This is a genomic window from Streptomyces sp. NTD91 (genome assembly GCF_059510455.1).
In genome coordinates, this window is sequence record NZ_JCAJZW010000002.1 from 47,464 (window position 1) to 73,510 (window position 26,047).

The following is a 26,047-nucleotide window of genomic DNA, read 5'->3' on the forward strand; positions in this document are numbered from 1 at the left end:
CGAGGGCGCGCGCCCGTTCGCACCCCCGGCCGCTTCGCTCCCGCCGGACGGCAACCCCGTGCGTCGGGACGGCGGTTCGCCCGGCGCCTGGACGCCGTGCGGCTGCTCACACGTTCCCGGCCCGAACGCGTCGCGCGTCCGTCACTGACGGTGCTTCCCGCCCCGGCCGTGCCCCCGGCCGGGGAAGGCCGTCCAGGAGGTCGTCGGGGTGGGCGTGGGCACGCCGGACGCGGCGGAGGCCGGGGCGGAGGCCGTGAGGCTCGGGCTGCCGGCCGTCCGCGACGGGGCCCCCCGGACGGACGGAGCCGTGGACGACGGGGACGGGGAGCCCACGGGGACACCGGCGGCCGATGTCGAGGCGGCCGCGGCCGGGGAACCCGCGTCCGTGCTGCCGCTCGGGCCGGCGGAGTCGCCGACGGTCACGCGTGCGCCGCGGGCCGGGCCGGAACCGTCCGGCGCGGGGGAATCCGAGCCGCCCGCCACGGTGGCGATCACCGCGACCGCGCCGGCCACTCCCAGCGCCCCGGCCACGGCCGCCAAGCGGCGAGGGCCACCCGTACGCCGCTCGGCACGCCGACGCGCGGCCCGCCCCTCACTCGGCGGGGCCGGCTCGGTCAGCCGGGGCAGCCGGCTGGTCTCGTCGTAGGCGCTGGTCCAGCCGTGGGCGGCGGCGGGGTCGGTGTACGCGTCGTATGTCGGAGCGGCGGACGCCTGAGGGAGGTACACGCTCGGCGCAGCCGCACCCGGCAGGACCTGCGTCGACTCGGCGCTGTGCCCGCTCGGCGAAAACGGAACCGGCGGCTCGGCGACGTGCCCGTTCGGCGGAACCGGCAGTGACGAATCCGCGGTGTACCCGTTCGGCGCAGTGCCGGGCGATTCGCCCGGTCCGTGTCCGCCGTCCATCCCCGTCTCTGCGCGCATCCCCGCCCCACTCCGCCTCGTTGTGCACACGCCGCCACCAGGCCCGCCCCCGGACGGCCCCGCCGTACCGGCCCGGGCCGGCGCGGCGGAGCGGCACCGCATTTTAGGGACGCGAGTGGCTCCTGAGACAGCCTTCGGCGATATCCGGGCAAATCGCTCCGTCTCACGTGTCGGAAAACACGACCCATGAGGCGTTACCGGGCCGTAAGCTCGCGACATGCAGGTGATCCAGTCGACCAAGCTCGCCAACGTCTGTTACGAGATCCGGGGCCCGGTTCTCGAAGAGGCCATGCGGCTTGAGGCGGCGGGTCACCGCATCCTCAAGCTCAACACCGGCAACCCGGCCGCCTTCGGCTTCGAGTGCCCCCCGGAGATCCTGGAGGACATCCTCCGCAACGTCTCCAGCGCGCACGGCTACGGCGACGCCAAGGGCCTGCTGGCCGCCCGCCGCGCGGTCGTCATGCACAACCAGACCCTGGGCATCGAGACGGACGTCGAGCACGTCTTCGTCGGCAACGGCGTCTCCGAGCTGATCGTGATGGCGATGCAGGGCCTGCTGGACGACGGCGACGAGGTCCTCGTACCGGCCCCGGACTACCCGCTGTGGACCGCCGCCGTCTCGCTCTCCGGCGGCACGGCCGTGCACTACCGCTGCGACGAGCAGGCGGACTGGATGCCGGACCTGGCGGACATCGAACGCAAGGTCACCGACCGCACCAAGGCCATCGTCATCATCAACCCGAACAATCCCACGGGCGCGGTGTACGACGAGGCGATGCTGAAGGGCCTGACCGACATCGCCCGCCGACACAACCTGCTCGTCTGCTCGGACGAGATCTACGACAAGATCCTCTACGACGGCGCCACCCACACCCCGACCGCGAAGATCGCCCCCGACCTGCTCACCCTCACCTTCAACGGCATGTCGAAGGCGTACCGGGTGGCCGGTTACCGGGTCGGCTGGATGTCGATCTCCGGTCCGCGCGCGCACGCCGACTCCTACATCGAGGGCCTGACGATCCTGGCGAACATGCGGCTGTGCGCCAACATGCCGGGGCAGCACGGGGTGGTCGCCGCACTCAGCGGACGCCAGTCGATCAAGGATCTGGTGCTGCCGGGCGGCCGACTGAAGGAGCAGCTCGACACCGCGTACGAGCTGCTGACACAGATCCCGGGCGTGAGCTGCGTACGGCCGAAGGGCGCGCTGTACCTCTTCCCGCGGCTGGACCCCCAGGTCTTCAAGATCAAGGACGACCGGCAGATGGTCCTCGACCTGCTGCGCCAGGAGAAGATCATGGTCGTCCAGGGCACGGGCTTCAACTGGCCCGAGCCCGATCACTTCCGGGTGGTGACCCTGCCGACGGTCGGCGACCTCCGGGACGCGATCACCCGGATCGGGAACTTCCTGGACGGGTACGGCCAGCCGTAGCGAAGAGGGTCCCGGAGACCCCTTTCCGTCCCCACTCGACGAGGCGCGAAGGCCGACGCCGCACCAGCCCCCACTGGTCGCGCGCGAAGGAGCTGGACGTCCGGCTCACCGGACACCTCGCGGCCCCGCTCGCCGGCACGGACGAACTGTACGCGTTCGTGCCCTCCATCGGCCTGGACCCGGCGGCGGCCGAACGGCTCGCCGAGCAGGTGACCCGGCTGCGGAGCGGACGGACGCGGGCCCGCGCGACCGGCACCGCGTCCGAGCCCCGGTCGGCGGCCCCGCACGAGCGGGCCCACCCCTTCGCCGGTCGCGCCCCGGCCGTCGCAGCCTCCCGCGCCGATACGGCGGTGGCGAACCCGTCCGCCGACCGCACGGACACACCGCCGCACCGGCCGAGTCGAAGGAGCTCTGCGCACCCCGCCGAACCCCGCCCCCGGTATCCGCGACGGCGACCCGGTCCGCGCGCACGCGCGGCGACGCGCGGACCGGACGCCCTTTTTTCGCGCGCGCGACGCGTACATTCGGGTGGACTGCAAACGCCAAGTGGCCGCCAAACGGTGGCCGCACCCCCACTGCCTCGTAACGTCGGTGGAAATGACGGTGGTTCGGATTCCGACACCCCATCGTCCCTCACTATTCCACGAGATGTGACAAAGTGAAACGTAGGAAATTGTTGGTGGGGCTTGTCACGGTGGCTGCGGTTGCCACCGGAGTGACATCGTGGGCCATTCGTTCGTACTCGGCAGAGCCCCCGGATTCCAAGGACCCGTCATCAGCGGATCAGAATCTGGAGGATGCCGACACCCTGTTGCAGGCCGGCATTGCGCAGCAGGAGCATCACGACGTCGAAGGGGCCGACCGTACCTACCGGCGCGTCCTGGAGCTGGACCCGCAGAACAAGTACGCCTGGTACAACCTGGGGGTCATGGCGCACGAGGGCGGCAGGACGGCCGATGCCCGTGCGGACTACGACAAGGCCCTGAAGATCGACCCGGTGTTCACGTCGGCTCTCTTCAACGAGGCGCTTCTGCTGGAGTCAAGCGATCCCGACCAGGCCGGCGAACTCCTGAAACGTGTCATTGCCGGTAAACCCAAGGCGGGCCCGGCACATCTGCACCTCGGACGAATCCGGGCGCGCCAGAAACGCACCAAGGAAGCCGCGGACGAGTTCCGTCGTGCGATCGCCGCCGATCCCTCACTGCGTTCCCAAGTGCCGGCGGAATTCCGGTGATTCCCGGCTCCGCACTTCCTCTCACCGACATCGAGCCAAGCAGGGAGCAACAGATGACGTCGACCGCGACACCGAGGTTCTCCGTCTTCACCCCCAGCCACCGGCCCCGTTTCCTCGATGAGTGCCTGGCAACCCTGCAGGCACAGACCTGTTCGGACTGGGAGTGGATCGTCCTGCTCAACAACGGCGCCCGGTGGCGGCCGGAGCGGCCCGACGACCGCGTACGCGTCGAGATCGCGGACGGCGTGGAGGGCGTGGGTGCTGCGAAGCGCAGGGCCTGTGAACTGGCACGCGGCGAGATCCTCGTGGAACTCGACCACGACGACCTGATGGCGAAGTCGTGCCTGGCGGAGGTCGGCAAGGCGTTCGACGAAAATCCCGACGCCGTCTTCGTCTACAGCAACACCGCGCAGATCGCCGAGGACGGGGGACGGGACGAGAGCCGTTTCGACGAGACGTGCGGCTGGCAGTACGAGGACGTGGACGTCGACGGCCGCAAACTGCTGCAGGTCGTCTCCCTCGCGCCGACGCCGCACAACGTCGCCTACATCTGGTACGCACCCAACCACGTGCGGGCGTTCCGCAAGGAGAGCTACGAGAAGGCCGGCGGGTACGACGCCGAGCGTACGGTTCTGGACGACCAGGACCTGATGTGCCGCCTCTTCCACCTCGGCGACTTCCACCACGTCAACCGATGCCTCTACCTCCAGCGGGTCCACCCCGGGAACACCCAGCGCGACCCGGAGATCAACGCGCACATCCAACGCGAGACGGTCGCCCTGTACGACAAGTACATCGAGGCCAACGCCCTCGCATGGACCTACCGGCGCGGACTGATCGCATTGGACCTCGGCGCGGCCCACCGGAAACCGCCGGGCTACGTCGGCGTGGACCGGCGGCCGGGAGCCGGTGTCGACATCGTCGCGGCCCTGCCGGGGAAGCTGGACCTGCCCGACGGCTCCGTCGGCCTGATCCGGGCGGTCGACTTCCTCGAGTACGTGCCCGCGAAGGTGCCGCTGATCAACGAGCTGTACCGGCTGCTGGCGCCCGGCGGCATGCTCCTCACCATGACGCCCAGCGCCGACGGCCGCGGCGCCTACCAGGATCCGACGCACGTCGCCTACTACAACGAGAACTCGTTCTGGTACTACACGGACGACCAGTACCGCACCTTCGTACCGGACCTGGAGGCCCGGTTCCAGTCGTCGCGGCTGGTCACCTACTTCCCGACCGAGTGGCACGCCCAGAACGACATCTCGTATGTGGTCGCGAACCTCATCGCGATGAAGGACGGGGCCGCGCGATGCGGCGGAAAGCTGCTCGTCTAATCCGTCCGGAACAGTGGGCGCCCGGAGGACCGCGAGGTCTCCACCGGGCGCCCTCGGCGCATGTGGGCCGCACTCACACCACGTCAGACTCCGACGCGTTGCTTCACCCCGGCGACTTGCCTCGAACGCAGGTGGCGTCGTGTGAGCTCCAGATTCCGGAGCACGCGGTCACGATGTTCGGCGGGCAACCTGCCGCCCGCCAGCAGGCGTTCACCGCAGTCCTCCGCCTCCTCGTACTCCCCCACCCAGTAGGCGGCGATCCCGAGTTCGTCGAGCGCGCGCCAGTCGTACCAGTCGGACTCGACGAACAGGTGGTCGTTCCCCGGATACGGCAGGCGCGCCGCCTGCCGCGCGAAAAGGTGGGCGAGCGGCCACCGCTGCCCGCTGAGACGGCACCAGCGCGCCAGCTCTCCGAGTGCTTCGGCACGTGTGGGGCGGCTCTCGTGCGCGCCGAGGTAGCGTTCCATCACCTCGGCCGGCGGCCGCTCCAGCTTCTCGGCCAGCTGTGCGGCGAACAGGCGGGAGCAGAAGACCTCCTCGGCCCAGCCGCCCATACCCGCCCGGCGGTCGTAGGCTTCGATCGCCTTGTCGGACTCACCGACGCTGCGCCAGCTCTGAGCCAGGTAGAACACATAGCGCTCGTTGCCGGGCTCCTTGATCAGGCCCTGCTGGAGGATCTCGACATCTCCCAGGTACTTCTCCCGCGGGCTCTTCCCCCTGCTGCGTCCACCGCCGCCCAGGACGACGATGGTGGCGCCTTCCAGGTTCCCGAGGCTGTACTGCGTACCGCAGTCGAGGTACTCGTGCAGGACACCGACGTACCGCCACGGCAGCCGGGTCGAGACCAGGGCGCGGCGCCGGTGCGTGTAGCGCCCGCTTCTGATCTTCAGCCGGTAGGCGTCGAGGGTCAGCTCGGGCATGCGAGAGCCGGGGGCCACCTCCATCACGTCGTCGGCGTCCATGAAGAGCAGGTAGTCGGCCCCGGCACGAGCGAGTTCGATCGCCTCGGTACGGCTGCCGTCGAACCCCTTCCAGGGCCGTTCGTACAGTTCGCCGGGCAGGTCGCCGTAGACGTCGCGGACGATGTCCTGCGTGCCGTCCGTCGAGCCGGTGTCCACGATGACCCAGGTGTCGATCAGGGGCCGTACGGATTCGAGACAACGCCGGATCACCGGAGCCTCGTCCTTGACGATCATGTTGAGACAGACCGTTGACTTCACGGGTCCCATCCAATCCAGCCGATGAAACCCATGCAAAGAGGCCGGGCCGCAACCCCTTCTCAGGACTCGTGCATTCGAGTGGTCTGAACGCCCCTGGCGCCTGCCGTACGACAGCACCGTCCGGGGCGCCTCGTAACGTCGGTGCCGACGACCAGAGACAGGCGAACTCCATTCGTCCGCCACCTTCCACGAAAAGTGAACAAGTGAAACGTACGAGATTGTGGGCAGGGCTCGCCGCGGCCGCGACGGTTGCCACCGGGGTGACCGTCTGGGCGATTCATTCCCCGTCGGCCGAACCCTCGGAATCCAAGGCCGCTTCAGTGACCCGGAACGCGGAGTCGGTGGACGCGCTGCTGAAGTCCGGCCTCAAGCGCCAGGTTCAACAGGATTTCCCTGGTGCCGCCGAGGACTTCCGGCACGTTCTGGAACTGGACCCCGGAAACAAGAACGCCTGGTACGGCCTCGGGCTCGTCGATCAGCAGTCCGGCCGGACGGTGAATGCCCGGGCAGAATTCGACAAGGCCCTCGAGATCGACCCGCACTTCATGTCCGCTCTCTACAGCGAGGCGTACATGCTGAGAACGAGTGCCCCCGACCGGGCCATCGACCTCCTCAAGCGCGCCGCTGCCCTCGATCCCAAGGCGGGAACGATCACTCTGCAACTGGGGCAGCTCCTGACGGAGAACAACCGTAAGAGCGAGGCCGAGGCCGTGTACCGTCGTGCGGTCGCGGCCGATCCCAAGTTCCTCTCCCAAGTGCCGAAAGAGTTCCGGGACGCCGTGCGCCGGTGAATGCCCGGAGCGGATCGCGGGGTTCGCCGGGCGCCCACGCCCGGACCGGACGCAGGACTCCGAGAGGCGCCCGGCGGACCGTGTGGTTCCGCCGGGCGCCTGTCATGTGCGGCGGGCGCCGAGGCGCGCCGCGGCGGCCCGTGCGGCGAACTCGGGCACCTTCAGGGCGGCCGTCAGCTGGTCGCCCCAGGGGGAGAGGGGCGCCAGGCCGGCTCGCGGCCAGTTGCCGTGGCCGAGGACGCCGAAGGCCGGACGGGTGGCCGGACGCGGGAACTTGTCCGAGCCGACCGGGCGGACGCGCTCGGGATCGAGACCGCTGAGCCGGAAGGTCTCACGCGCCAGGCCGCACCATGTGGTGCTGCCCGCCGCCGTGCCGTGGTAGATGCCGGCCGGTGCCCGTCCGGTCAGCACGGCGCGGCCGAGAGCGGCCAGCTGCCGGGCGAGCGCCCGGGACCAGGTCGGCTGACCGTGCTGGTCGGCCACCACGTCCAGGGTCTCGCGCCGTGCGGCGAGTTCGAGCATGGTGGCCACGAAGTTCGTGCCGTGCGCGCCGTAGAGCCAGGCGGTGCGCACGATGTAGCCGGTGTGCGGGAGCAGTTCGACGACCGCCCGCTCCCCCGCCAGTTTGCTTCGCCCGTACGCGTTGAGGGGCCCCGTCGGCGCGTCCTCCGGGTACGGGCGGCGGGCGTCGCCCGGGAACACGTAGTCGGTGGAGATGTGCAGCAGGATGGCGCCGGCCTCTGCGCACGCGTGGCTGAGGTGGCGGACGCCCGTGCCGTTCACGGCAGTGGCCGCCGCCTCGGACCGCTCCGCGCCGTCGACGTCCGTCCACGCGGCGCAGTTGACGACCACTCGGTGACCGGCGACGGCGGCGCGCACGGCTGTCGGATCGGTGATGTCGAGCCTGTCCCTGCCCAGTCCCGTCACCCTGGCGTCCGGATCGAGGGCGAGCTCGGCCAGCACGTCCCGGCCGAGGAGCCCGCCCGCACCGGTGACCAGCCAGGTCGTCGTCATCGCGGCTCGGCCCTCTCCTTGAGCGGCTGCCACCAGGAACGGTGTGCGCGGTACCAGGCGACGGTGGCGGCCAGGCCTTCCGTGAAGGACACCTGCGGGGCATAGCCGAGGTGCTCCCGGATCTTGCTGTCGTCCAGCGAATAACGCAGGTCGTGGCCCTTGCGGTCGGCCACGTACTCGACCCGGTCCCAGCTCGCGCCGACCGCGTCCAGCAGCAGTCCGGTGAGCTTGTGGTTGCTCAGCTCGGTTCCGCCGCCGATGTTGTAGACCTCCCCGGGCCTGCCGCCGTGCAGGGCCAGCTCGATGCCCCGGCAGTGGTCGGAGACGTGCACCCAGTCGCGGATGTTGCGGCCGTCTCCGTAGAGGGGGACGGTCTTCCCGTCGATGAGGTGGGTGATGAAGAGCGGGATGACCTTTTCGGGGAACTGGTACGGCCCGTAGTTGTTGGAGCACCGGGTGATCACGACGTCCAGTCCGTGAGTGCGGTGGTAGGCGAGCGCCAGCAGGTCGGAGCCGGCTTTCGAAGCGGAGTACGGGGAGTTCGGCGCCAGGGGCCACCCCTCCGTCCATGAGCCCTCGCTGATCGAGCCGTACACCTCGTCGGTGGAGACGTGGACGAAGCGGCCGACACCGTGCCGGTGGGCCGCGTCCAGGAGCACCTGGGTGCCCATCACATTGGTGCGCACGAACGGGCCGGCCCCGTCGATCGACCGATCCACGTGCGACTCGGCTGCGAAATGGACCACCGCGTCCTGGCCGGCCATCACCTGGTCGACCGCGTCCGGGTCACAGATGTCGCCCCGGACGAAGGTGTGGCCCGGGTGTTCCGCCACCGGCGCCAGATTCGCTTCGACCCCCGAATAGGTGAGTTTGTCGAGGACGGTGATCCGCGCTGTCGGATCCGCATTCAGTTTTTGGCGGACGAATTCCGAACCGATGAATCCGGCACCGCCGGTGACAAGGATGCGCATGGTTCTCCGAGTCTTTCGTGCTGCCCGGAGTCCGGCACCAGAGCCTTGGACGCCGGGCCGCGGCCGTGGGCACAAAGCGGACGGTGCCCGCGAGGCCGAAGCCTCGGGGCACCGTCACTGGTTCCCATGGGGAGCGGTCGATCCGCACGGTACCGCCGCTCGCGTGGGAATCAATGCGCGTTGCAGACCACGAACGCGGTGATGAAGGCGGTGCCGGGAGGCGCACCCACGGTAGCCGGGGTCCCGACCTGCCACCCGCTGGGGATGGTTCCATCGGGGCCGGGAGGGAGGGGCCTGTTGATCGAGATGTTGGAGCCAGTGGCTTCGTATCCGCCGCCGGTGGCCACGTCGCCGGTGTCGCAGGTGACTTCCACGTGGTGGACGTTCTCGTCGACAGTAGCGCTCTTGTAGTACGTGTGGACGCCGCTTGCGCCCTGAGCGCCCTGCGGACCCGTCGCACCCTGCGGACCCGTCGCACCGGCCGCACCAGCCGCACCCTGCGGACCCGTCGCACCGGTCGCACCGGCCGCACCAGCCGCACCCTGCGGACCCGTCGCACCGGCCGCACCAGCCACACCCTGCGGACCCGTCGCACCCGTCGCACCGGCCGCACCCTGCGGACCCGTCGCACCCGTCGCACCCTGCGGACCCGTTGGGCCTCGCTTGCCCGGCTTGCCGTCATGGCCGTCATGGCCGTCATGGCCGCCCCGGCCGCCCCGGCCGCCAGCCATGTCCTCGTTCGTGCTGCTGGACGACGCCTGGGGCAGAGAGCCCGACCGGTGGATCGCGTCGGCGATGGCCACCGAGCTCTGCCCGACATTGAGCGCCAACGCGAGAGCGCCCGCGGACACGAGCGTGGCGGACCTCAGGCGTGAACTTCGGATCGTTCTACGGTTCAAGAGAACCTTCCTCAGTAACTGGGAGTCAGACCGCAAGCGTGCGCACCGGTGTACGCTTTCCGCATGCGTGTCACGTCGCCTCTGGCTACGGACAAATCCATTCTTAAACTCGCGGCAACCGAATGGTTACGGATCAGACCGCGACTTGCGTCAAGATCACCCGTGCGGCCTCAAGGAGCCCACTTCCTCCGCGTCTTCCCTGCGGATTCCATTGACGAGCCCTCTGCGATATGCGACGCAGTCCTCGTAGAGCGGCAGCAGGCCAAGTCGCCGTGCTTCCCCCAGCGTTGGCGCAGCGGCGTCCTTGTCGGAAAGATGTGGGGTGAGTTCCTCGGGCCAGGAGATGGCCAAATCGGGGTCGAGCGGGTTGATCCCGTATTCGCGGTGCGGCGCGTATGCCTCCGAACAGAGGTAGATGACAGTTGAATTATCCTCCAGAGCCATGAAGCCGTGTCCCAGGCCTTCCGAGATGTAGACGCAACGGTGCGTCGAGTCGTCGAGCCTGACGGCCTCCCATTTCCCGAAACTGGGAGAACCGGTGCGGATGTCGACCACCACGTCCAGGACGGCGCCGCTGACACAGGTGACGAACTTGGCCTGGCCCGGTGGGACCGATGCGTAGTGGATGCCGCGGAGTGTGCCGAGAACGGAGCGGGAGCAGTTCGCCTGCGCGAGCAAAAGTCCTTGGCCCGTGGAGTCCTGGAACCTGTCGCCCCTGAACCACTCGTGGAAACGTCCTCTGCCGTCTGTGAACACCTTCGGCGTGTCCACCCAGGCGCCTTCGATGCGAAGTCGTCGCATGTGCAAGCTCCATTCCGCTGCCGCTCTTCCCTGCTGACCACCGGATGTGCCTTCCGGGACATCGCCACCGGTCCACAGGCCAGGGCGCGGATGGTGACGAAGACCGTCAGGCAGGAACGCCCGGCCCTGTTCGCAGCGGTTCCTCCCGGTGCGTCCGGCTGCCGCGCTGGGACATGAGAACGCACCGGGAGTCATCCAGCAGGCCAAGCAGATAGTGCCCGTAACCGCTCTTGAGCAGCGGCTGGGCCAGTGCCCGGAGTTGGTCGTCGTCGATCAGGCCGGCCCGCCAGGCCGCCTCCTCGACACAGCCGACCTTGAAGCCCTGACGCTCCTCGACCACCCGGACGTATTCCGAAGCCTGGACCATGGAAGTGAAGGTCCCCGTGTCAAGCCACACGGTGCCTCGGTCGAGTCGGGTGACGTGCAGCGACCCGGACTCCAGATAAACCCGGTTGACGTCGCTGATCTCCAACTCCCCCCTGATGCTCGGCCGCAGGCCCCTGGCGATATCCACGACATGATTGTCGTAGAAGTAGAGACCCGGCACGGCGTACCGGGACCTGGGCCGGGTCGGCTTCTCCTCGACGGACAGCGCCCTGCCCGACTCGTCGAACTCCACGACACCGTAGGCCGAGGGATTGGCCACCTGGTAGGCGAATACCCTGGCGCCCCTCAGCCCAGCGTTGTGAGCGAGTCGAGTTCCAAGGCCGCTCCCGTGGAAGATGTTGTCACCCAAAATCAGGCCAACCGTATCGCCGTCGATGAATTCCGCGCCCAGCACGAGTGCCTGCGCGATGCCCTCCGGCCGTTCCTGTGCCAAGTAATGCAGCTGCAGTCCGAGTTGACTTCCGTCACCCAGCAACCGGCGGAACTGCCACTGGTCTTCCGAAGTGGTGATGATCAGAATCTCACGGATGCCGGCCATCACCAGTGTGGAAAGGGGGTAATAGACCATGGGCTTGTCGAATACCGGGAGCAGTTGCTTGGACACCGCCCGGGTCAACGGCCACAACCGCGAGCCGGTACCTCCGGCCAACAGAATTCCACGCATGGCATCACCATAGGGGAACCTGTCCCGGATGGCACTTCTCCAAGAACGGCCCGTGTCCCCGCAGATGCCTGGGAAGCGGTCCTCCGGTATGCCGCCACAGAATCGACCGGCACTGGCGACGGACCCTTGGCCCATTCCAGCCACCAAACCTTGGGAGTCGAGAAGATGTCAGGCGGAAGACCTCCGTTTCGCCTTCCCCTTGACCAAAGGCTTGGGAATCCCGGGAGCGCGTTCCGCGGGAAAACGGCGGTTGTCGATCGTCTGCCTGCGTACGGCATCCGGCAGATCGGGCATGGCGAGGAGACGGTCGCAGGCGCCCAGCGAGCTTGCCGCATCACCCACCCAGTAGGCGGCGATGGAGTATTCGAAGAGCAGGCCCCATCGGTAGACCCAAGGCTGGACGAAGAGGATGTCATCGGGCATTTCCGTGTCCAGCACGCCGCGTACGAGAGCGTGCGCCATATGGTGGTGGCCTCTTTGCCTCAGTCGCGAGACGAGTTCATAGCAGGCTTCCAGCCTCTGCGGCCGCGACTGCCAGGCTTCCGAGAGTGTGTCCACGGCCTTGGGCCAGTTGCCCGTCTCGGCGTACAGGACGCCGACTTGGAGCAGTGAGTAGTAGACCTCCTCCTCCCAGCCACCCATTGCGGCCCGCCGCTCGTACAGGCGAATGGCCTCGGTGGAGTCGTCCATGTCCCGCATGGTCTGCGCCAGGTAGAACACCGTGCGTGTGTTGCCCGGGTCGCGTTCCAGTTCGGCCCTGAGCAGACGTGCGTCCCGTTCGAACTTGTCATGACGGCATCCGCCGTCCGCGTGGTCCTCGATGACGAGCGCGTCGAGGTGCTCTTGGGTGTGATGCCGGCCGGTGTCGATGTATTCGTGAGTGACGCCTTCGTAACGCCAGGGAAGGCTTCCCCGTACCAGGCGCTTGATGCGGTATTCGGTGGCCCCCTCGTGACGGAGCATGTAGGCGTCGGCGCTCAGCTTCGGCAGGGGGCCTTCCCTGCGCAGGACGTGATCGGCGTCCAGCAGAAGGAGGTAGTCCGCCTTCCCTCGGGCGTGCTGGATGTTCAGGGACCGGTTGTGGCCGAAGTTGACCCAGGGCTCCTCGTGCAGCTCGCCCGGGATCCCCTCCAGGGCGGCGCGGATGAGCCGTTGGGTTCCGTCGGTCGACCCGGTGTCTGAAATGACCCAGGTGTCGACCAGGTCACGGACGGAGGAAAGACAGCGTTCGATGACGGCTGCCTCGTTCTTGACAATCATGCACAGGCAGATGGACTGCTTCACTGCATCACCAACCGTGTGATTCCGCAGGGGTCGGGAGGAGGAAGGCGGCGTCGGTGAACTCACCGGCTGCCGCCTTGGTGGGTGCGGGACGGGTGCGGCCCGGCACCTCGACAACGGCCCGGGGCCTGGGCCTGAGCGTCGTGAATCGTCGCTTGACGCGTCATGTCCGGCGGCGCAGCAGGATGAAGCCTTGCTGATCGGTGACGGTGCGGTAGTCGTGGTCCTGGGCCTGCTCCAGTGACTGGTGCTCCGCCTCCCAGCTCAGCGGCCACCGCATACTCATGGGGATCCACGTGTCCACCATGATCCACTCAGGGTTTCGACGACTGCTGTACCAGCCGTAGAGGCTCACGCTGGTGCGGTTGCTGAGTTGCGGTACCAGATTGGTCGAGGCCTGGACTGTTGCGTTGTCCGGGATCTTTTCCATGATCTTGTGGGCGAGGGCGACCCGTGGGCTCGTTCGCCACGTTTCCGGCTGGACCAGTTGCCACAAGGGAAAGTTCGGCAGGATGAGGAGGGTGACGGCGGCAGACCCGAGGAGATAGCGCCGCACGCTTGCGCTGTTCGAACAGCGCAGGGCAAGCGCGTCGACGAAAGCGGCGAAGACGATGGGCATCAGCACCATCGAGTAGTGGTAACCGGTGCCCCAGTGCACCGAGTTGCTGGAGAAGAAGCGCCACGCCAGGGTGGGCACCGCGATCAGCAGCAGTGGGGAGCGGATCGCCAGGAACAAGGTCGGGGCCAGCACGAGCACGAACGTGGACAGCTTCGTCATGGGCGTGATGAGCCCGATCGTGCTCTTGTACAGCAATCCGGCCAGTCCGCCTCCCGAGCCGGCGGTACCCTGCGGGCTGTCGGCGAGCCACCAATAGGCGAACGACCCGCTGGGATTGAAAGCCGGCAGGATGACCAGGAGGCACAGTGCCGTTCCGATCACGCCGAGCGCCGCTGTGGACAGGCCCAGCCTGCGGTCTCCTCGCCAGGCGATCAACACGCCGATGACGGCCACGGTGAGGCCGAGGTCCTCCTTGACGAGGAGCAGTGGCAGGGCCCAGGCCGCCGCGGCTTTCGACTTGCCGAGTGACAGTGCAGCAAGGGAGAAGCTGATCAGCGGAACCGCGAAGGCTACTTCGTGAAAATCGAAACCAACGCCACTGGCGATTCCCCAGGAAAGGCCGTAACAAACGGTGATGACCCTGGCGGCGAATTCGCCGAGTGCCTGGCGGGCCCAGAAGGCGAGCGGCACCACGCTCACCGCCAGCAGCGCCGCCTGCACCACCAGCAGGCATTCAGGCGACGCCCATAGTCGGTAAAAAGGCGCCACAAGAGCGAGGATCGGGGAGAAGTGATCCCCCAGAATGGGGAAGTCGGGCCCCTTGAGCTCCGACACCGGCAGATGCCCTGATGCGTAGGAGCGAATCACCTGGTCGAAGATGCCCAGGTCGTAGCTGTTGGACAGCATCCGCTGATGGATACGCAGCGACACGGCCGAGTAGACGACAAAGAGTGATCCTGCCAGTGCCCACACCCACCAAGCGGATGGCGAGCTCGAGCGGGGCAACGCCGCATCGTCCGCCTTCTCCTTCTCTGCCACGACCAGCTGCTGGGGCAGCCTGGCACTGTTCACGGTGGGTGACTGCATGCCAAATGCCTTTCGCCCGGAAGAGGAGGAGTCACACGTGCGCAGAGCTCACAAGATGCCATGCGAGGGAGACGGCACCTCAGTCCAACGCGAGGTGTGCGCGAAATCCACCGATCGGACGCACCGCGCTACAGGTGATTTCTTCGGATTTCCGTCGAGCGTGCTCAAGGGAGCGCACGACCGGACGAAAGCAGAGCCGACCCGCGCCGCGCTCCAAAACAGGTTGCTTTTCCCGTGGTTGGAGGCGAAGAACGCGTGCCCGGCGGTCGAAGCCGTTGAAGCCTTCTGGTCGTCGACGGGGTCCGCCGCCCGCGCCATCGCGTTCGGGCTCCGGCGAACACCTCCCTGCCAAAGGGCATGAGGTGCACGTCGCGTGCCCACTGTCGATCTCCCGCAGGGGCACGTACGCGTGGTGTGGGGTCCGAGTGGACATACCGAAGAAATCGGATATGCACACGTGTGTGAGTATCCGACCTCTTGCGGGTCCACACCGGGGCGACGTCTCAGGTCACGACACGTCGCGGCCGACCTCGGAGCTCAGGCCGAACAGGGGTCGGCGAGAGGTTGCGGCACCTCGGCCCAGGCGGGCGACCAGCGCGCGGTCGGGGTCCGGCGCGCCCTCGACCGGCAGCGCACCGCACCGGTGTGCTCACCGGTGTTCGGTGGGCTCGAGAGCTTCCCGGCCGAGTACGGCCGACCGTTGCGGAGGAGTCCTGGAGACTCCCTCCCGTGATCCGACTCAACTTTAGACGAAATCCAAGCTAGGATGGCTTCCTGTCCGAGCACAGGAGGCCATCCCCCATGTACGAACCGATCCGCACCAAGTCGGTCCACAGCACGAGGGCCGGCTCCGCCTCCGAATTCCCCCACCGGTCGCGCGAGGAGGAGCTGGACATCCAGCTCGCCGGACACCTCGCCGCGCTGCTGACCGTGACCGACGAGCTGCGCGGGCTGACGCCGTCGCACGGGCTGGACACCGCCGCCGAGCGGCTGGCCGCGCAGGTGGGCCGGCTCCGTGGCGGGCACGGTCCGCTGCGGGCGGCGCCCACCGCCGCCGGTGACCCCCTGGCGCTGCACCAGCGCGCGCACGCCCTCGCCGGCCGCGCGCTGGTGGTCGCCGCCTCGCGTGCCGACACGGCGGCGGCGATCCTCGCAGCCGAGCGGATGGACGCGCACGCCGACGCACTGGCCGAGCCGGGGCGCGACGCGCCACTGGAGGCGAACGAACTGAGCACCACCGCCTGACCCGCTGGGGTCCCCCCGATCGGCCCCGGTCCGCGTGCACCCGCAGCGACGCGCGGACCGGGCGCCACAGTCCTCCTCGTCTCCTCCCATTTCCCGGTGTTCTTCCTGCGCCTCAGATGAAGATGAAGAAGAGGATCAGGATCACCACCGCCAGGACCAGCCACCACACCCATGCGTGCCGGTGACCGGTCCGCGGCCGGCTCTCGGGACCGCCGCCGCGCGGGCGGTCCTCCGCCAGCTGCGGATTCTCGGGACGATCCTGGGAGTAGAAGTCATTGCCGCCTGCCATCCGCCATCCCTCCTTCCCCTGGTCACAGCCGGGTACCCGAGGAGCCGGATGCCGAAGCACGGCACGAGGGCCCCGCACTTCCGTCGATGCTGATGCGGGGCCCTCGGTCGTTGTCACCACGGCCGGCCGTGACGATCGCTGGTCAGGGCATCCGGACCGGCCGTGGAGTCTTTCGGCGGGCTTGTCAGCCCAGGCGCTCCACGAGCGCGTGGTACTGGTCCCACAGCTCCTTCGGGGTGTGGCCGCCGAAGGTGTCGAGGTGCTCGGGGATCAGGGCGGCCTCCTCGCGCCAGACGCCCTTGTCCACCGTGAGCAGGAAGGCCAGGTCGGACTCGGACAGCGCCAGGCCCTCGGTGTCCAGCGCGCCCTTGCCCGGCAGCACACCGATCGGGGTCTCGACGCCCTCGGCCTTGCCCTCCAGACGCTCCACGATCCACTTCAGGACCCGGGAGTTCTCGCCGAAGCCGGGCCAGACGAACTTGCCCTCGTCATTCTTGCGGAACCAGTTGACGTAGTAGATCTTCGGCAGCTTGGACTGGTCCTTGTCCTTGGCCACGTCGATCCAGTGGGCCATGTAGTCGCCCATGTTGTAGCCGCAGAAGGGCAGCATCGCGAACGGGTCGCGGCGCAGCTCGCCGACCTTGCCCTCGGCGGCGGCGGTCTTCTCGGAGGCCACGTTGGCGCCGAGGAAGACGCCGTGGTTCCAGTCGAAGGACTCGGTCACCAGCGGCACGGCGCTGGCGCGGCGGCCGCCGAAGAGGATCGCCGAGATCGGCACGCCCTCGGGGTCCTCCCACTCGGGCGCGATGATCGGGCACTGCGAGGCCGGCACGGTGAAGCGGGCGTTGGGGTGGGCGGCCGGGGTCTCGGACGCCGGCGTCCAGTCGTTGCCCTTCCAGTCCGTGAGGTGGGCCGGGAGCTCTTCGGTCATGCCCTCCCACCACACGTCGCCGTCGTCGGTGAGCGCGACGTTGGTGAAGACCGCGTTGCCCCACAGGGTCTTCATCGCGTTGGCGTTGGTGTGCTCGCCGGTGCCGGGCGCGACGCCGAAGAAACCCGCCTCGGGATTGATCGCGTACAGGCGGCCGTTCTCGCCGAAGCGCATCCAGGCGATGTCGTCGCCGATGGTCTCCACGGTCCAGCCGGAGACCGTGGGCTCCAGCATGGCGAGATTGGTCTTGCCGCAGGCGCTCGGGAAGGCGGCGGCGACGTACTTGGACTCGCCCTGCGGCGGGGTGAGCTTGAGGATCAGCATGTGCTCGGCCAGCCAGCCCTCGTCGCGCGCCATGACGGACGCGATGCGCAGCGCGTAGCACTTCTTGCCGAGCAGGGCGTTGCCGCCGTAGCCGGAGCCGTAGGACCAGATCTCGCGGTCCTCGGGGAAGTGCGAGATGTACTTGGTGGAGTTGCACGGCCACGGAACGTCCGCCTCGCCCTTCGTCAGCGGGGCGCCGAGGGAGTGGACGGCCTTCACGAAGAAGCCGCTGTCGCCGAGTTCGTCCAGGACGGCCTGGCCCATGCGCGTCATCGTGCGCATGGAGACGGCGACGTAGGCGGAGTCGGTGATCTCCACGCCGATCGCGGAAAGCGGGGAGCCGAGCGGTCCCATGCAGAACGGGACGACGTACATGGTGCGACCGCGCATGGAGCCGCGGAACAGGCCCTTTTCGCCCTGGAAGATCTCCCGCATCTCGGCGGGGGCCTTCCAGTGGTTGGTCGGGCCGGCGTCCTCCTCCTTCTCGGAGCAGATGAAGGTGCGGTCCTCGACGCGGGCGACGTCGGTCGGGTCGGAGGCCGCGTAGTAGGAGTTGGGGCGCTTGATCGGGTCGAGCTTCTTGAAGGTGCCCTTGGCGACGAGCTCTGCGCAGAGTCGGTCGTACTCCGCCTCCGACCCGTCACACCAGACCACCCTGTCCGGCTGCGTCAGTTCGGCGATCTCGTCGACCCAGGAGATCAGCTCCTGGTGGTTGGTGGGAACGCTGGAAGCCGATGTGTCGCGCGCCACGGTTGCTCCTAAGTGAGGGATTTATGCCCTTGTGAGGGATTTTGTCCTTTGCCCCGTGGGGGCTGCGACCCGGATGCTTCACGGGATGCTCATCCGGTGCCGACCGCACTCATTTGATCATCCGCCCAGAGTGCGCATCTGTCCAGGGGAGGCCACAGGTGAGCGAAGTGAGGAAGGCCACGGTTTCCAGGCGCGTTTACGTTCCCTTTACGTCCAGGTTTGCGTCACCTGACGGTCTTTTTGCGTTCGATGAACCAAGTCCCGCCCTGACACCCGACTTACGGTGTCGTCGGTACCATGCGGCCCATGACTGCGTCCGCCCCCGACGCGCCCACCGAGACGCCGGCCGACGGCCGCGGTCCCGTGGCGCTCTCCCTGCCGCATCCGGTCAAGCCAAGGCTGCGCGGTTGGCTGCACCTCGGCATGTTCCCGGCCGTGCTCATCGCGGGCCTCGTGCTCACCGCCCTCGCCGACTCCACCAGAGGCCGCATAGCCTGCGGGATCTACGCCCTCACGGCCTGCCTGCTGTTCGGCGTCAGCGCGCTGTACCACCGGGGCAGCTGGAGCCCGCGCATGGACGGCGTCCTGCGCCGCCTCGATCACGCCAACATCTTCCTGATCATCGCCGGCACCTACACCCCGCTGACCCTGCTGCTCCTGCCCGGCGCCAAGGGCCAGTGGCTGCTCTGGGGCATCTGGGCCGCGGCGGCGGCCGGCATCGTCTTCCGCGTCTTCTGGGTCGGCGCCCCGCGCTGGCTCTACACGCCCTGCTACATCGCGATGGGCTGGGCCGCAGTCTTCTTCCTGCCCGACTTCCTGCGCACCGGCGGCATCGCCGTCCTGGTCCTCGTGGTCGTCGGCGGCCTGCTCTACAGCGCGGGCGGCGTGGTCTACGGCATCAAGCGACCGAATCCGTCACCGCGCTGGTTCGGCTTCCACGAGGTCTTCCACTCCTTCACCCTGGCCGCGTTCGTGGTGCACTACGTCGGCATCTCGCTGGTGGCCTACCAGCACACGTAACCCGCCCCCCTCCCCTTCCGGCCGCGGCTCACCAGCCGTGGCCGTTTTCGTGTGCAAAGAGCCACCGCAATGTGACAGCTACTTTCATGTCATAGCTACTGCCACGAAGCGGGAGGCGCGGCGCCCCGCCGCTGGTGGGCCCCCGGCGCCCTGGTCGCGAGCATGCTCACGCTCGGGTTCGACAGGACGACCGTCAGTGTGGCACTGCCGACCATGGCCGCCCGACCGGGCGCGACCACCGGCGGCGGCTTCGGCTTCCGCGTCGTGCAGGCGATGGACGGCGTCATCGGCAGGCTGCCCAGCGACCGGGCCGTCCGGGGTCCCCCCACGCCTTCGGGGGGCTCGGGCCTGCTCATGACGCTGCGCCAGGCGCCGCGATCGGCATCGTGCTGCTGGGCAGCCTGCTGTCGGGGATCTTCCGCGGCCGGCTCGACGTCACGGGGCTGCCCCCGCGAGCCGCCGACACCGCCTGGGACTCCGTGGTCGCCGCGCACTGGTCGGCGACAGGCTGGGCTCCACCCGCCCGGTGGCGTCCGCGGACGGCGCCTGCGCCCACGGCACGGGCGTCGTGCTGCTCGTGTGCGGCACGACGCCCCGGTCTCCGCCCTGCCGGCGGCCGCCTTCCTGCCGAAGGGGACACCGGGGAGGAGCCCTCAGGGCGGCGGACCCGACATGGTCCCGATGCCGGAGGATCCCCGACAATGACCAGCATGACGGCAGCACGCTCCCCCCTCTCCCCCGTCGGCCGGCCCCGGCTGAGCCTGCGGGAACGCAAGAAGATCAAGACACGGGAGGCGATCCGCGCCGCGACGTACGGCCTGATCCGGGAGCAGGGGTACGACGCCACGACCGTCGAGCAGATCGCCGAGCGGGCCGAGGTGTCGCCGTCGACCGTCTTCCGCTACTTCCCGACCAAGGAGGACATCGTCCTCACGGACGAGTACGACCCCCTGATGGTCGAGGAGCTGCGGGCCCGCCCCGCCGACGAGCCGCTGACGGACTCGCTGCGGCACGTCGTGCACATCGCCCTCGACGCCGGCCTGGCGGAGGAGCCCGAGGTGGTCCGGATGCGCACGCGCCTCGGGGCCCAGGTTCCCGCCGTCCGCTCCCGGATGTTCGAGAGCATGTCGCGGACCGGGACCCTGCTGCGCGAGGTCCTCGGCGAGCGCACCGGCCTGGACCCGCAGAGCCTGGAGGTGCGCGTCTACGCCATGTCCCTCATCGGCGGCCTCATGGAGGTCTCCATGTACTGGGCGGAGAACGGCTTCCAGGGCGACCTGCGCGACCACGTGAACCGCGCCCTGGACGTCCTGGAGCGCGGCCTGCCCGCCGAAAAGCCCTGAGCCCGGCGGCCGGGCCCATGACATCCTGACCAGGTGAACGGTCCCGAGATCCGCGTCGAGTTCGCCCCCGGCCTGGCCCTGTTCGTCCCCGGGAAGCGCCGCCACGGTGCCACCCCGCTGACCACCGACGGCGTCTCCACCCTCGGCCATGTCGTCGAGTCCCTCGGCGTCCCGCTGACCGAGGTCGGCGCGCTGGTCGTGGACGGCCACCCGGTGCCGGTGTCGCACATCCCACGGGCCGGCGAGTCGGTGAGCGTACGGCCCGTCGACCGCCCGCAGCGGGTCCCCGGCGCCCCGCTCCGCTTCCTCCTCGACGTCCACCTCGGCACGCTCGCCCGCCGGCTGCGTCTGCTCGGCGTGGACACGGCCTACGAATCGACCGACATCGGCGACGCGGCGCTGGCCGCCCGCTCGGCGGCCGAGAAGCGGGTGATGCTCAGCCGCGACCGGGGCCTGCTGCGCCGCCGCGAACTCTTCGCCGGCGCCTTCGTCTACAGCACCCGCCCCGACGACCAACTCCACGACGTCCTCGACCGCTTCGCCCCCGCCCTGAACCCGTGGACCCGCTGCACCGCCTGCAACGGCCTGCTGAAACAGGCCACCAAGTCCGAGGTCGCCGACCAGCTCAGGCACGGCACCCGGCGCTCCTACGACGTCTTCGCCCAGTGCACCGCATGCGGCCGCGCGTACTGGAAGGGCGCGCACCACGAACAGCTGGAGGCGGTCGTGGAGCGTGCGTTGAGCATGCGTACCCATTGCCGGTGAAACGACGGCATGAAGGAGTTCGGACTTCCCGCCGCCCGGCTCCCCGCGCTGCTCAGTGGGCGTTCAGCGCCGTGCGCAGCCGTTCCGGGTCGGTGGTCGGCGCGTCACAGGTGAAGTTGCGGCAGACGTACGCCGCCGGTTCACCGGACACGAGGGGGCGGTCGGCGAGCAGCGGGAACTCGTCGCTCTCGGCGGTGCCGGCGGCGACGACGGCGCCGGGGGCGGTGCCCAGCAGTGCCGTACGGTGCAGGGTCGCCGTCCGCTCGTCCGCGAGGCCGCGACCGACCACGGCGATCTCCCTGGGCCCGTCCAGCAGGGCCTCGGCGACGGCGAGGCCCCAGCCGATGAAGCGGGGCACGCGCGGCCCGAGCGTCCTCACCACGCCCAGTGCCCGCTCGGCCGCGGTCCGGTGCGCCTCGGAGCCGGTGTGCGCGGCATAGCCCAGCAGTGCGCCGGCCGCCGCGGTCCAGCCGGACGGGGTGGCGTTGTCGGTGGGGTCCTGCGGCCTGCGGATGAGCCGCTCGGCGTCGGCGGCCGTGTCGTAGAGGGCGCCCGTCGCGGGGTCGGCGAAGCGGGTGAGGACATGGTCGAGGAGCAGTCCGGCGAAGTCCAGCCAGACACCCTCGCCGGTCACGGAGGCGAGCGCGAGGAAGCCCTCGGCGACGTCGGCGTAGTCCTCCAGCACACCGGCGTTGGGGCCGACCCGGCCGTCCTTGCTGGTGCGGGCGAGCCGGGCGTGCTCGTCCAGGTGCACGCGCACGATCAGGTCCGCGGCGGCGACGGCGGCCTCGACCAGGTCGGGCCGGTCGAAGTAGGCGCCGGTCTCGGCGAGCGCGGCGACGGCGAGGCCGTTCCAGGCGGCGACGACCTTGTCGTCCCGGCCGGGCGCGGGGCGCAGGGCGCGCTCGGCGAGGAGCCGGGCGCGGACCGAGTCGATCCTCTCGGCGTCGAACACTCCCTCGCTCTGCGGGAGTTGCAGGACGGACTGCCCGTGCTCGAAGGTGCCCTCGTCGGTCACGCCGAAGTACTGGGCGGCGAGGACGCCGTCCGCGTCGCCGAGGACGGCGCGCAGCCGCTCGGGCGTCCACACGTAGTAGGCGCCCTCGACGTGCCGGCCCGTGGTGTCGTCGCTGTCTGCGTCGAGCGCGGAGGCGAACCCCCCTTCCCCGGTGCGTAGTTCACGCACGAGGAAGTCGGCGGTCTCCAGGGCGACGCGCCGGGCGAGGCCCGAGCCGGTGGCCCGCCACAGATGCGCGTACACACGGCAGAGCAGGGCGTTGTCGTACAGCATCTTCTCGAAGTGCGGCACGACCCAGTCCCGGTCGACGGAGTAGCGGGCGAAGCCGCCGCCCAGCTGGTCGTAGATGCCGCCGCGGGCCATGCGCTCGCAGGTGTCCTGGACCATCTGCAGCGCACCCTCGGCGCCGGTGCGGGCGTGGTGCCGCAGCAGGAACTCCAGCACCATGGAGGGCGGGAACTTGGGCGCCCCGCCGAAGCCGCCGCGCTGCGGGTCGTACTCGCGGGTCAGTCCGAGCAGCGCCTGCGCGAGGTCCTGCTCACCGGGCGCACGGTCGACGTGCCGGACGATCTCCCGCTGGGCGAGGTCGCGCACGATCTTCCCGGCGACCTCGGCGACCTCGTCGCGGCGGGTGTTCCAGGCCTGTCGCACGCCTTCCAGGACCTGCCGGAACGAGGGCATGCCGTGCCGGGGCTCGGGCGGGAAGTAGGTGCCGAAGTAGAAGGGCTCCGCGTCCGGGGTGAGGAAGACGGTCATGGGCCAGCCGCCCTGCCCGGTGGCGGCCTGCACGGCCTCCATGTAGACGGCGTCCACGTCGGGGCGTTCCTCGCGGTCGACCTTGACGCTGACGAAGTGCTCGTTGAGGTAGTCGGCGGTCGCCCGGTCCTCGAAGGACTCGTGGGCCATGACGTGGCACCAGTGACAGCTCGAGTAGCCGACGCTCAGCAGGACGGGCCGGTCCGTCCTGCGGGCCTCTTCGAAGGCCTCGGCCGACCAGGGCCGCCAGTCCACGGGGTTGTCCGCGTGCTGCAGGAGGTAGGGGGACGCCTCATGGGCCAGTCGGTTCGGCATGCCTCCATCCTCCCGCATGCCCGTCCACGGCGCGTGCTCCGATCGCCCGGCGACGCGTCCTCGGGCCACGGGGCCGTACGGGGCGGATCCTGCCCCTGAACCGCCGACCGCCGTGACGCGTCGCCGGGGACGTCACGCCACGACAGGCTGCGGGAGGCGGACTTCGGCGCCTGGGAGGGGCGGCGTACGCGGAGGGGCGCGAGCGCCACCCCGCCGAGTTCGCGGCGTGGCTCCGGTCGCCGGCGGCCGTGCCGGGCGGCACCGGTGAGACGTTCGAGTCGGTGACGCGCCGGGGTCGTACGGGTGCGGGACGATCCGCCGGCCCGGCTCGCCGAGCGGACCGTACCGGTCGTGTCGCACGTCGGCCCACCGCGGCGGCGGCCCGGTTGTCCGAGGCGGTGTCCGACGGCGACGCGAATGCGTCCGCGCGCTCGCTGGCGACACCGCACAGCTGAGGTGAGTCCGCCCGCCGCCGGCACCCGTCCGGCCGGCGGGTGAGCCGGACTCAGTAGTCGGTGCGGTCGGGCTTGGCCAGCCACGCGTCGAACGGCGCGGTCCGGTGCGGCAGGTCCAGTTGCTCGACCCGGGTCGGCCACATGGACTGGGGCTTCTTCTCGAACAGGTCGTAGAACTTGAGGTCGTCGAAACCGGCGACCGCGGCATCGTGCCGGTCGGCGCAGTAGACGATCCGGTCGACCCGCGCCCACAGCGCGGAGGAGAGGCACATCGGGCACGGCTCGCACGACGTGATCAGGAGGCAGCCCTCGAGCAAGAAGGTGTCCAGCTTCCTGCAGGCGGCGCGCATCGCGCTCACCTCGGCGTGCGCGGTCGGGTCCAGGGTCGCGGTGACCTGGTTGTTCCCGAGCGCGACGATCTCTCCGTCCTTGACGACCAGGGCGCCGAACGGACCGCCGCCGTTCGCCACGCTGTTCGTGGCCAGTCGGATCGCCTCGTCCATCCACACACGCTCGAGGTCCTGGATGCTCTCTTCTCGGGTCTGCGCTGTCACGATCACTTCTTTCGGAGAGGGTGGGATTTCCCGGAGGCTCTTCCCGTACGGGGCCTCGCGCCCGGGGCGACTGGGGGACCCGCGGGTGCCGTCCGGAGGCCGGCCCGGCCGGCGACGTCCGCGGGGGTGGTCACGGCTCGACGCCGCGGATCTGCTCCGCTGCGACCGGGAGGTGGGTCGGTTCCGGCCCCGTCGCATTGCGGATGGCGTTCATGATCGGGGCGGCGAGGAACAGGGCCAGCCCGCCGTCCTCGGCGGGGACCGCCGGGCCGGGGAGCCGGGTGCCGAGTCCACGGATGATCCGGGCGTACGGCACGGCCGCGCCGATCCGCACCCGTCCGCCGGCCTCGGACCACTCGGCCGGCTCGTCGATCCGGGTCAGGTCGAGGAGCGCTCCGGGCCGACGGAGATCCATGTCGATCCCGGTCATCACGTCGGTGCCGCCCGCGACCGGCGGCGCGTCCGGACGCCGAGCTCTCACGTCCGGCGCGTCCGCCCAGGTGGCGGGTCGGAGGAAGTCCACGGCACTCATCCCTTGCTTCGTTCGGCCCGTGTGAGGAGTACACCGCCACCGGAGCGAAGTCAGCCAGGGGTGGAAGACATGAGACATCCGTCGGCCCCGGACCGGCTCTTCGTAGATTTCCACAAGAGGTGGTTCTTGGGGGATGTCACCACTGGACGACGTGGAGGTCAGTGCGGGGAACCGGTGAGGTCACGGGGGATGAGGGCCGGCGGCGTGGGCGTGGAGCCCGGCTTCGGGGTGAGTCCGCCGGGGGCGGCGGGGCCGTTCCGGGACGGAGGTTCTCGCGGGAGGCCGTCCGGGCGGCGGGGGCGCGTGCGGGGAACTTCGTCCGGGGGCAGGAGGCCGCTCGAGGGATGCCTCGGGATCCCGCGTTCCGGGGTGCCTCACGCTCCCGCCGGTTCGCCCCTCCGCTCGCCCACCGGTCCCGGGGCGGCGTGGCCGTCCGGCTCGGAGTCGGCGTGGCCGTCCGGCTCGGAGTTGGCGTGGCCGTCCGGCTCGGGGACGGCGTAGAAGCGCATCAGCACGGGGCGGGCCCCTTCGGGAGCCGCCTCGCGCGGGTGGCCGTAGCGCTCGAGCAGCGCCTGGTACTCGCGCATGAAGTCGAGGAGTTCCGCCCTGGTCAGCCAGGTGCCGTGGCGCTGGACCTGGGCCCAGCCCTCGGGACCGCGGTACTCCTCATGGGCACGGCGGTACAGGGCGGTGTCGAACTCGATCTTCAGGCGGGCGAGCTGGACGGCCGCCCGGTACTCCTCGGGGCTCATCGCGGCCGGGTCGGGCGTGGTGTGCGGGAAGGGCAGCGCCCGCCACCAGCGCTCGCGTCCGCCGGACTTCTCCGGGATCTCCTCGATGAGCCGCTGCTCGGCGAGTTTGCGCAGGTGGTAGCTGGTGGTGCCGGAGCTCTCGCCGAGTTCGCGGGCGAGGACGGTGGAGTTCGCCTCGCCGTGCCGGCCGAGGTACTCGAGGATCCGGCGGCGCAGGGGGTTGCCGAGGGACTTGTAGAGGGCCGTGCGCTCCAGGCCGGTCATCTCGGTCAGGCCGTCGGTCATCCCGCCACGGTAACCCCGAGAACCCTGAGAGGCCCCCGATCCCTGCCGAGTTTTCTTTGCAGAAATTTCTCTGCGTTCTAGCCTGGGGCAGTCGGCGCGATGCGAGAGGGGGAGGTCATGCGAAAGAG

General features: G+C 69.5%; 23 protein-coding genes and 1 pseudogene. 9 read left to right on the plus strand and 15 right to left on the minus strand.

The features are described from left to right. Nucleotides 1-141 precede the first annotated feature (141 nt). On the minus strand, nucleotides 142-726 hold the full coding sequence (locus AC5WRT_RS02930; RefSeq protein WP_496094554.1) for a hypothetical protein: 585 nt from the start codon (nucleotides 724-726) through the stop codon (nucleotides 142-144). A gap of 412 nt (nucleotides 727-1,138) precedes the next feature. Between AC5WRT_RS02930 and AC5WRT_RS02935 the strand changes: the two genes are divergently transcribed. From AC5WRT_RS02935 to AC5WRT_RS02950, 4 genes and pseudogenes are all read left to right on the plus strand, one after another. Beyond that, on the plus strand, nucleotides 1,139-2,350 hold the full coding sequence (locus tag AC5WRT_RS02935) for a pyridoxal phosphate-dependent aminotransferase (RefSeq protein ID WP_496094555.1): 1,212 nt from the start codon (nucleotides 1,139-1,141) through the stop codon (nucleotides 2,348-2,350). A 32-nt stretch (nucleotides 2,351-2,382) separates the two neighbouring features. Beyond that, a pseudogene (locus tag AC5WRT_RS02940) lies at nucleotides 2,383-2,730 on the plus strand (SCO4983 family protein); the annotation flags it as partial. Nucleotides 2,731-3,029: 299 nt separating this feature from the next. Further along, nucleotides 3,030-3,584 (plus strand): tetratricopeptide repeat protein, encoded by a 555-nt coding sequence (locus AC5WRT_RS02945; RefSeq protein WP_496094556.1) that lies wholly within the window; start codon nucleotides 3,030-3,032, stop codon nucleotides 3,582-3,584. 53 nt (nucleotides 3,585-3,637) lie between these two features. After that, a complete protein-coding gene (locus tag AC5WRT_RS02950) occupies nucleotides 3,638-4,912 on the plus strand; it encodes a glycosyltransferase (RefSeq protein WP_496094557.1) in 1,275 nt (424 codons plus the stop codon). Nucleotides 4,913-4,995: 83 nt separating this feature from the next. Here the strand turns inward: AC5WRT_RS02950 and AC5WRT_RS02955 are convergent, their stop codons facing one another. Further along, entirely contained in the window at nucleotides 4,996-6,132 is a 1,137-nt protein-coding gene (locus AC5WRT_RS02955; RefSeq protein WP_496094558.1) for a glycosyltransferase, read from the minus strand. 341 nt (nucleotides 6,133-6,473) lie between these two features. Here AC5WRT_RS02955 and AC5WRT_RS02960 point away from each other — a divergent pair, with 341 nt between their 5' ends. Further along, entirely contained in the window at nucleotides 6,474-6,923 is a 450-nt protein-coding gene (locus AC5WRT_RS02960) for a tetratricopeptide repeat protein (RefSeq protein ID WP_496099900.1), read from the plus strand. A 102-nt stretch (nucleotides 6,924-7,025) separates the two neighbouring features. On the opposite strand, the gene rfbD is transcribed toward AC5WRT_RS02960, so the two are convergent. The 7 genes from rfbD to AC5WRT_RS02995 all read right to left on the minus strand — a co-directional run bounded on the left by rfbD (nucleotide 7,026) and on the right by AC5WRT_RS02995 (nucleotide 14,585). Next, complete coding sequence (rfbD, locus tag AC5WRT_RS02965) at nucleotides 7,026-7,937, minus strand: dTDP-4-dehydrorhamnose reductase (RefSeq protein ID WP_496094560.1); 912 nt, start codon at nucleotides 7,935-7,937, stop codon at nucleotides 7,026-7,028. After that, entirely contained in the window at nucleotides 7,934-8,908 is a 975-nt protein-coding gene (gene rfbB / locus AC5WRT_RS02970) for a dTDP-glucose 4,6-dehydratase (protein ID WP_496094561.1), read from the minus strand. The genes rfbD and rfbB overlap by 4 nt, the downstream gene beginning before the upstream one ends. A gap of 170 nt (nucleotides 8,909-9,078) precedes the next feature. Next, entirely contained in the window at nucleotides 9,079-9,738 is a 660-nt protein-coding gene (locus tag AC5WRT_RS02975; RefSeq protein ID WP_496094562.1) for a hypothetical protein, read from the minus strand. Nucleotides 9,739-9,963: 225 nt separating this feature from the next. Then, complete coding sequence (gene rfbC, locus AC5WRT_RS02980; RefSeq protein WP_496094563.1) at nucleotides 9,964-10,608, minus strand: dTDP-4-dehydrorhamnose 3,5-epimerase; 645 nt, start codon at nucleotides 10,606-10,608, stop codon at nucleotides 9,964-9,966. 106 nt (nucleotides 10,609-10,714) lie between these two features. Beyond that, entirely contained in the window at nucleotides 10,715-11,659 is a 945-nt protein-coding gene (gene rfbA / locus AC5WRT_RS02985; RefSeq protein WP_496094564.1) for a glucose-1-phosphate thymidylyltransferase RfbA, read from the minus strand. A 168-nt stretch (nucleotides 11,660-11,827) separates the two neighbouring features. Further along, nucleotides 11,828-12,919, minus strand: a complete 1,092-nt coding sequence (locus AC5WRT_RS02990) for a tetratricopeptide repeat-containing glycosyltransferase (RefSeq protein WP_496094565.1) — start codon at nucleotides 12,917-12,919, stop codon at nucleotides 11,828-11,830. Nucleotides 12,920-13,103: 184 nt separating this feature from the next. Further along, complete coding sequence (locus AC5WRT_RS02995) at nucleotides 13,104-14,585, minus strand: DUF2079 domain-containing protein (RefSeq protein WP_496094566.1); 1,482 nt, start codon at nucleotides 14,583-14,585, stop codon at nucleotides 13,104-13,106. 801 nt (nucleotides 14,586-15,386) lie between these two features. On the opposite strand from AC5WRT_RS02995, the gene AC5WRT_RS03000 reads away from it, so the two are divergent. Next, complete coding sequence (locus AC5WRT_RS03000) at nucleotides 15,387-15,830, plus strand: SCO4983 family protein (protein ID WP_496094567.1); 444 nt, start codon at nucleotides 15,387-15,389, stop codon at nucleotides 15,828-15,830. A 112-nt stretch (nucleotides 15,831-15,942) separates the two neighbouring features. On the opposite strand, the gene AC5WRT_RS03005 is transcribed toward AC5WRT_RS03000, so the two are convergent. After that, the gene (locus AC5WRT_RS03005) at nucleotides 15,943-16,119 is read right to left on the minus strand and encodes a hypothetical protein (RefSeq protein WP_496094568.1); all 177 of its coding nucleotides are present in this window, start codon (nucleotides 16,117-16,119) and stop codon (nucleotides 15,943-15,945) included. 184 nt (nucleotides 16,120-16,303) lie between these two features. Further along, nucleotides 16,304-18,124 carry a phosphoenolpyruvate carboxykinase (GTP) gene (locus AC5WRT_RS03010; protein WP_496094569.1) on the minus strand — a complete coding sequence of 607 codons (1,821 nt, stop codon included), beginning with the start codon at nucleotides 18,122-18,124 and terminating at the stop codon, nucleotides 16,304-16,306. A gap of 306 nt (nucleotides 18,125-18,430) precedes the next feature. Between AC5WRT_RS03010 and trhA the strand changes: the two genes are divergently transcribed. The 3 genes from trhA to AC5WRT_RS03025 all read left to right on the plus strand — a co-directional run bounded on the left by trhA (nucleotide 18,431) and on the right by AC5WRT_RS03025 (nucleotide 21,252). Then, nucleotides 18,431-19,144 (plus strand): PAQR family membrane homeostasis protein TrhA, encoded by a 714-nt coding sequence (gene trhA, locus AC5WRT_RS03015; protein ID WP_496094570.1) that lies wholly within the window; start codon nucleotides 18,431-18,433, stop codon nucleotides 19,142-19,144. Nucleotides 19,145-19,854: 710 nt separating this feature from the next. Then, the gene (locus AC5WRT_RS03020) at nucleotides 19,855-20,487 is read left to right on the plus strand and encodes a TetR/AcrR family transcriptional regulator (protein WP_496094571.1); all 633 of its coding nucleotides are present in this window, start codon (nucleotides 19,855-19,857) and stop codon (nucleotides 20,485-20,487) included. 33 nt (nucleotides 20,488-20,520) lie between these two features. Next, nucleotides 20,521-21,252: a Mut7-C RNAse domain-containing protein gene (locus AC5WRT_RS03025; protein ID WP_496094572.1), complete on the plus strand. Its 732-nt coding sequence runs from the start codon at nucleotides 20,521-20,523 to the stop codon at nucleotides 21,250-21,252. Between the two features lie 52 nt (nucleotides 21,253-21,304). Here the strand turns inward: AC5WRT_RS03025 and AC5WRT_RS03030 are convergent, their stop codons facing one another. From AC5WRT_RS03030 to AC5WRT_RS03045, 4 genes are all read right to left on the minus strand, one after another. After that, nucleotides 21,305-23,341 carry a thioredoxin domain-containing protein gene (locus AC5WRT_RS03030; protein WP_496094573.1) on the minus strand — a complete coding sequence of 679 codons (2,037 nt, stop codon included), beginning with the start codon at nucleotides 23,339-23,341 and terminating at the stop codon, nucleotides 21,305-21,307. Nucleotides 23,342-23,846: 505 nt separating this feature from the next. Beyond that, nucleotides 23,847-24,299 carry a nucleoside deaminase gene (locus AC5WRT_RS03035; RefSeq protein ID WP_496094644.1) on the minus strand — a complete coding sequence of 151 codons (453 nt, stop codon included), beginning with the start codon at nucleotides 24,297-24,299 and terminating at the stop codon, nucleotides 23,847-23,849. A gap of 181 nt (nucleotides 24,300-24,480) precedes the next feature. Further along, nucleotides 24,481-24,873 (minus strand): FAD binding domain-containing protein, encoded by a 393-nt coding sequence (locus tag AC5WRT_RS03040; protein ID WP_496094574.1) that lies wholly within the window; start codon nucleotides 24,871-24,873, stop codon nucleotides 24,481-24,483. Nucleotides 24,874-25,256: 383 nt separating this feature from the next. Beyond that, nucleotides 25,257-25,919: a helix-turn-helix domain-containing protein gene (locus AC5WRT_RS03045; protein WP_496094575.1), complete on the minus strand. Its 663-nt coding sequence runs from the start codon at nucleotides 25,917-25,919 to the stop codon at nucleotides 25,257-25,259. Between the last annotated feature and the right edge of the window lie 128 nt (nucleotides 25,920-26,047).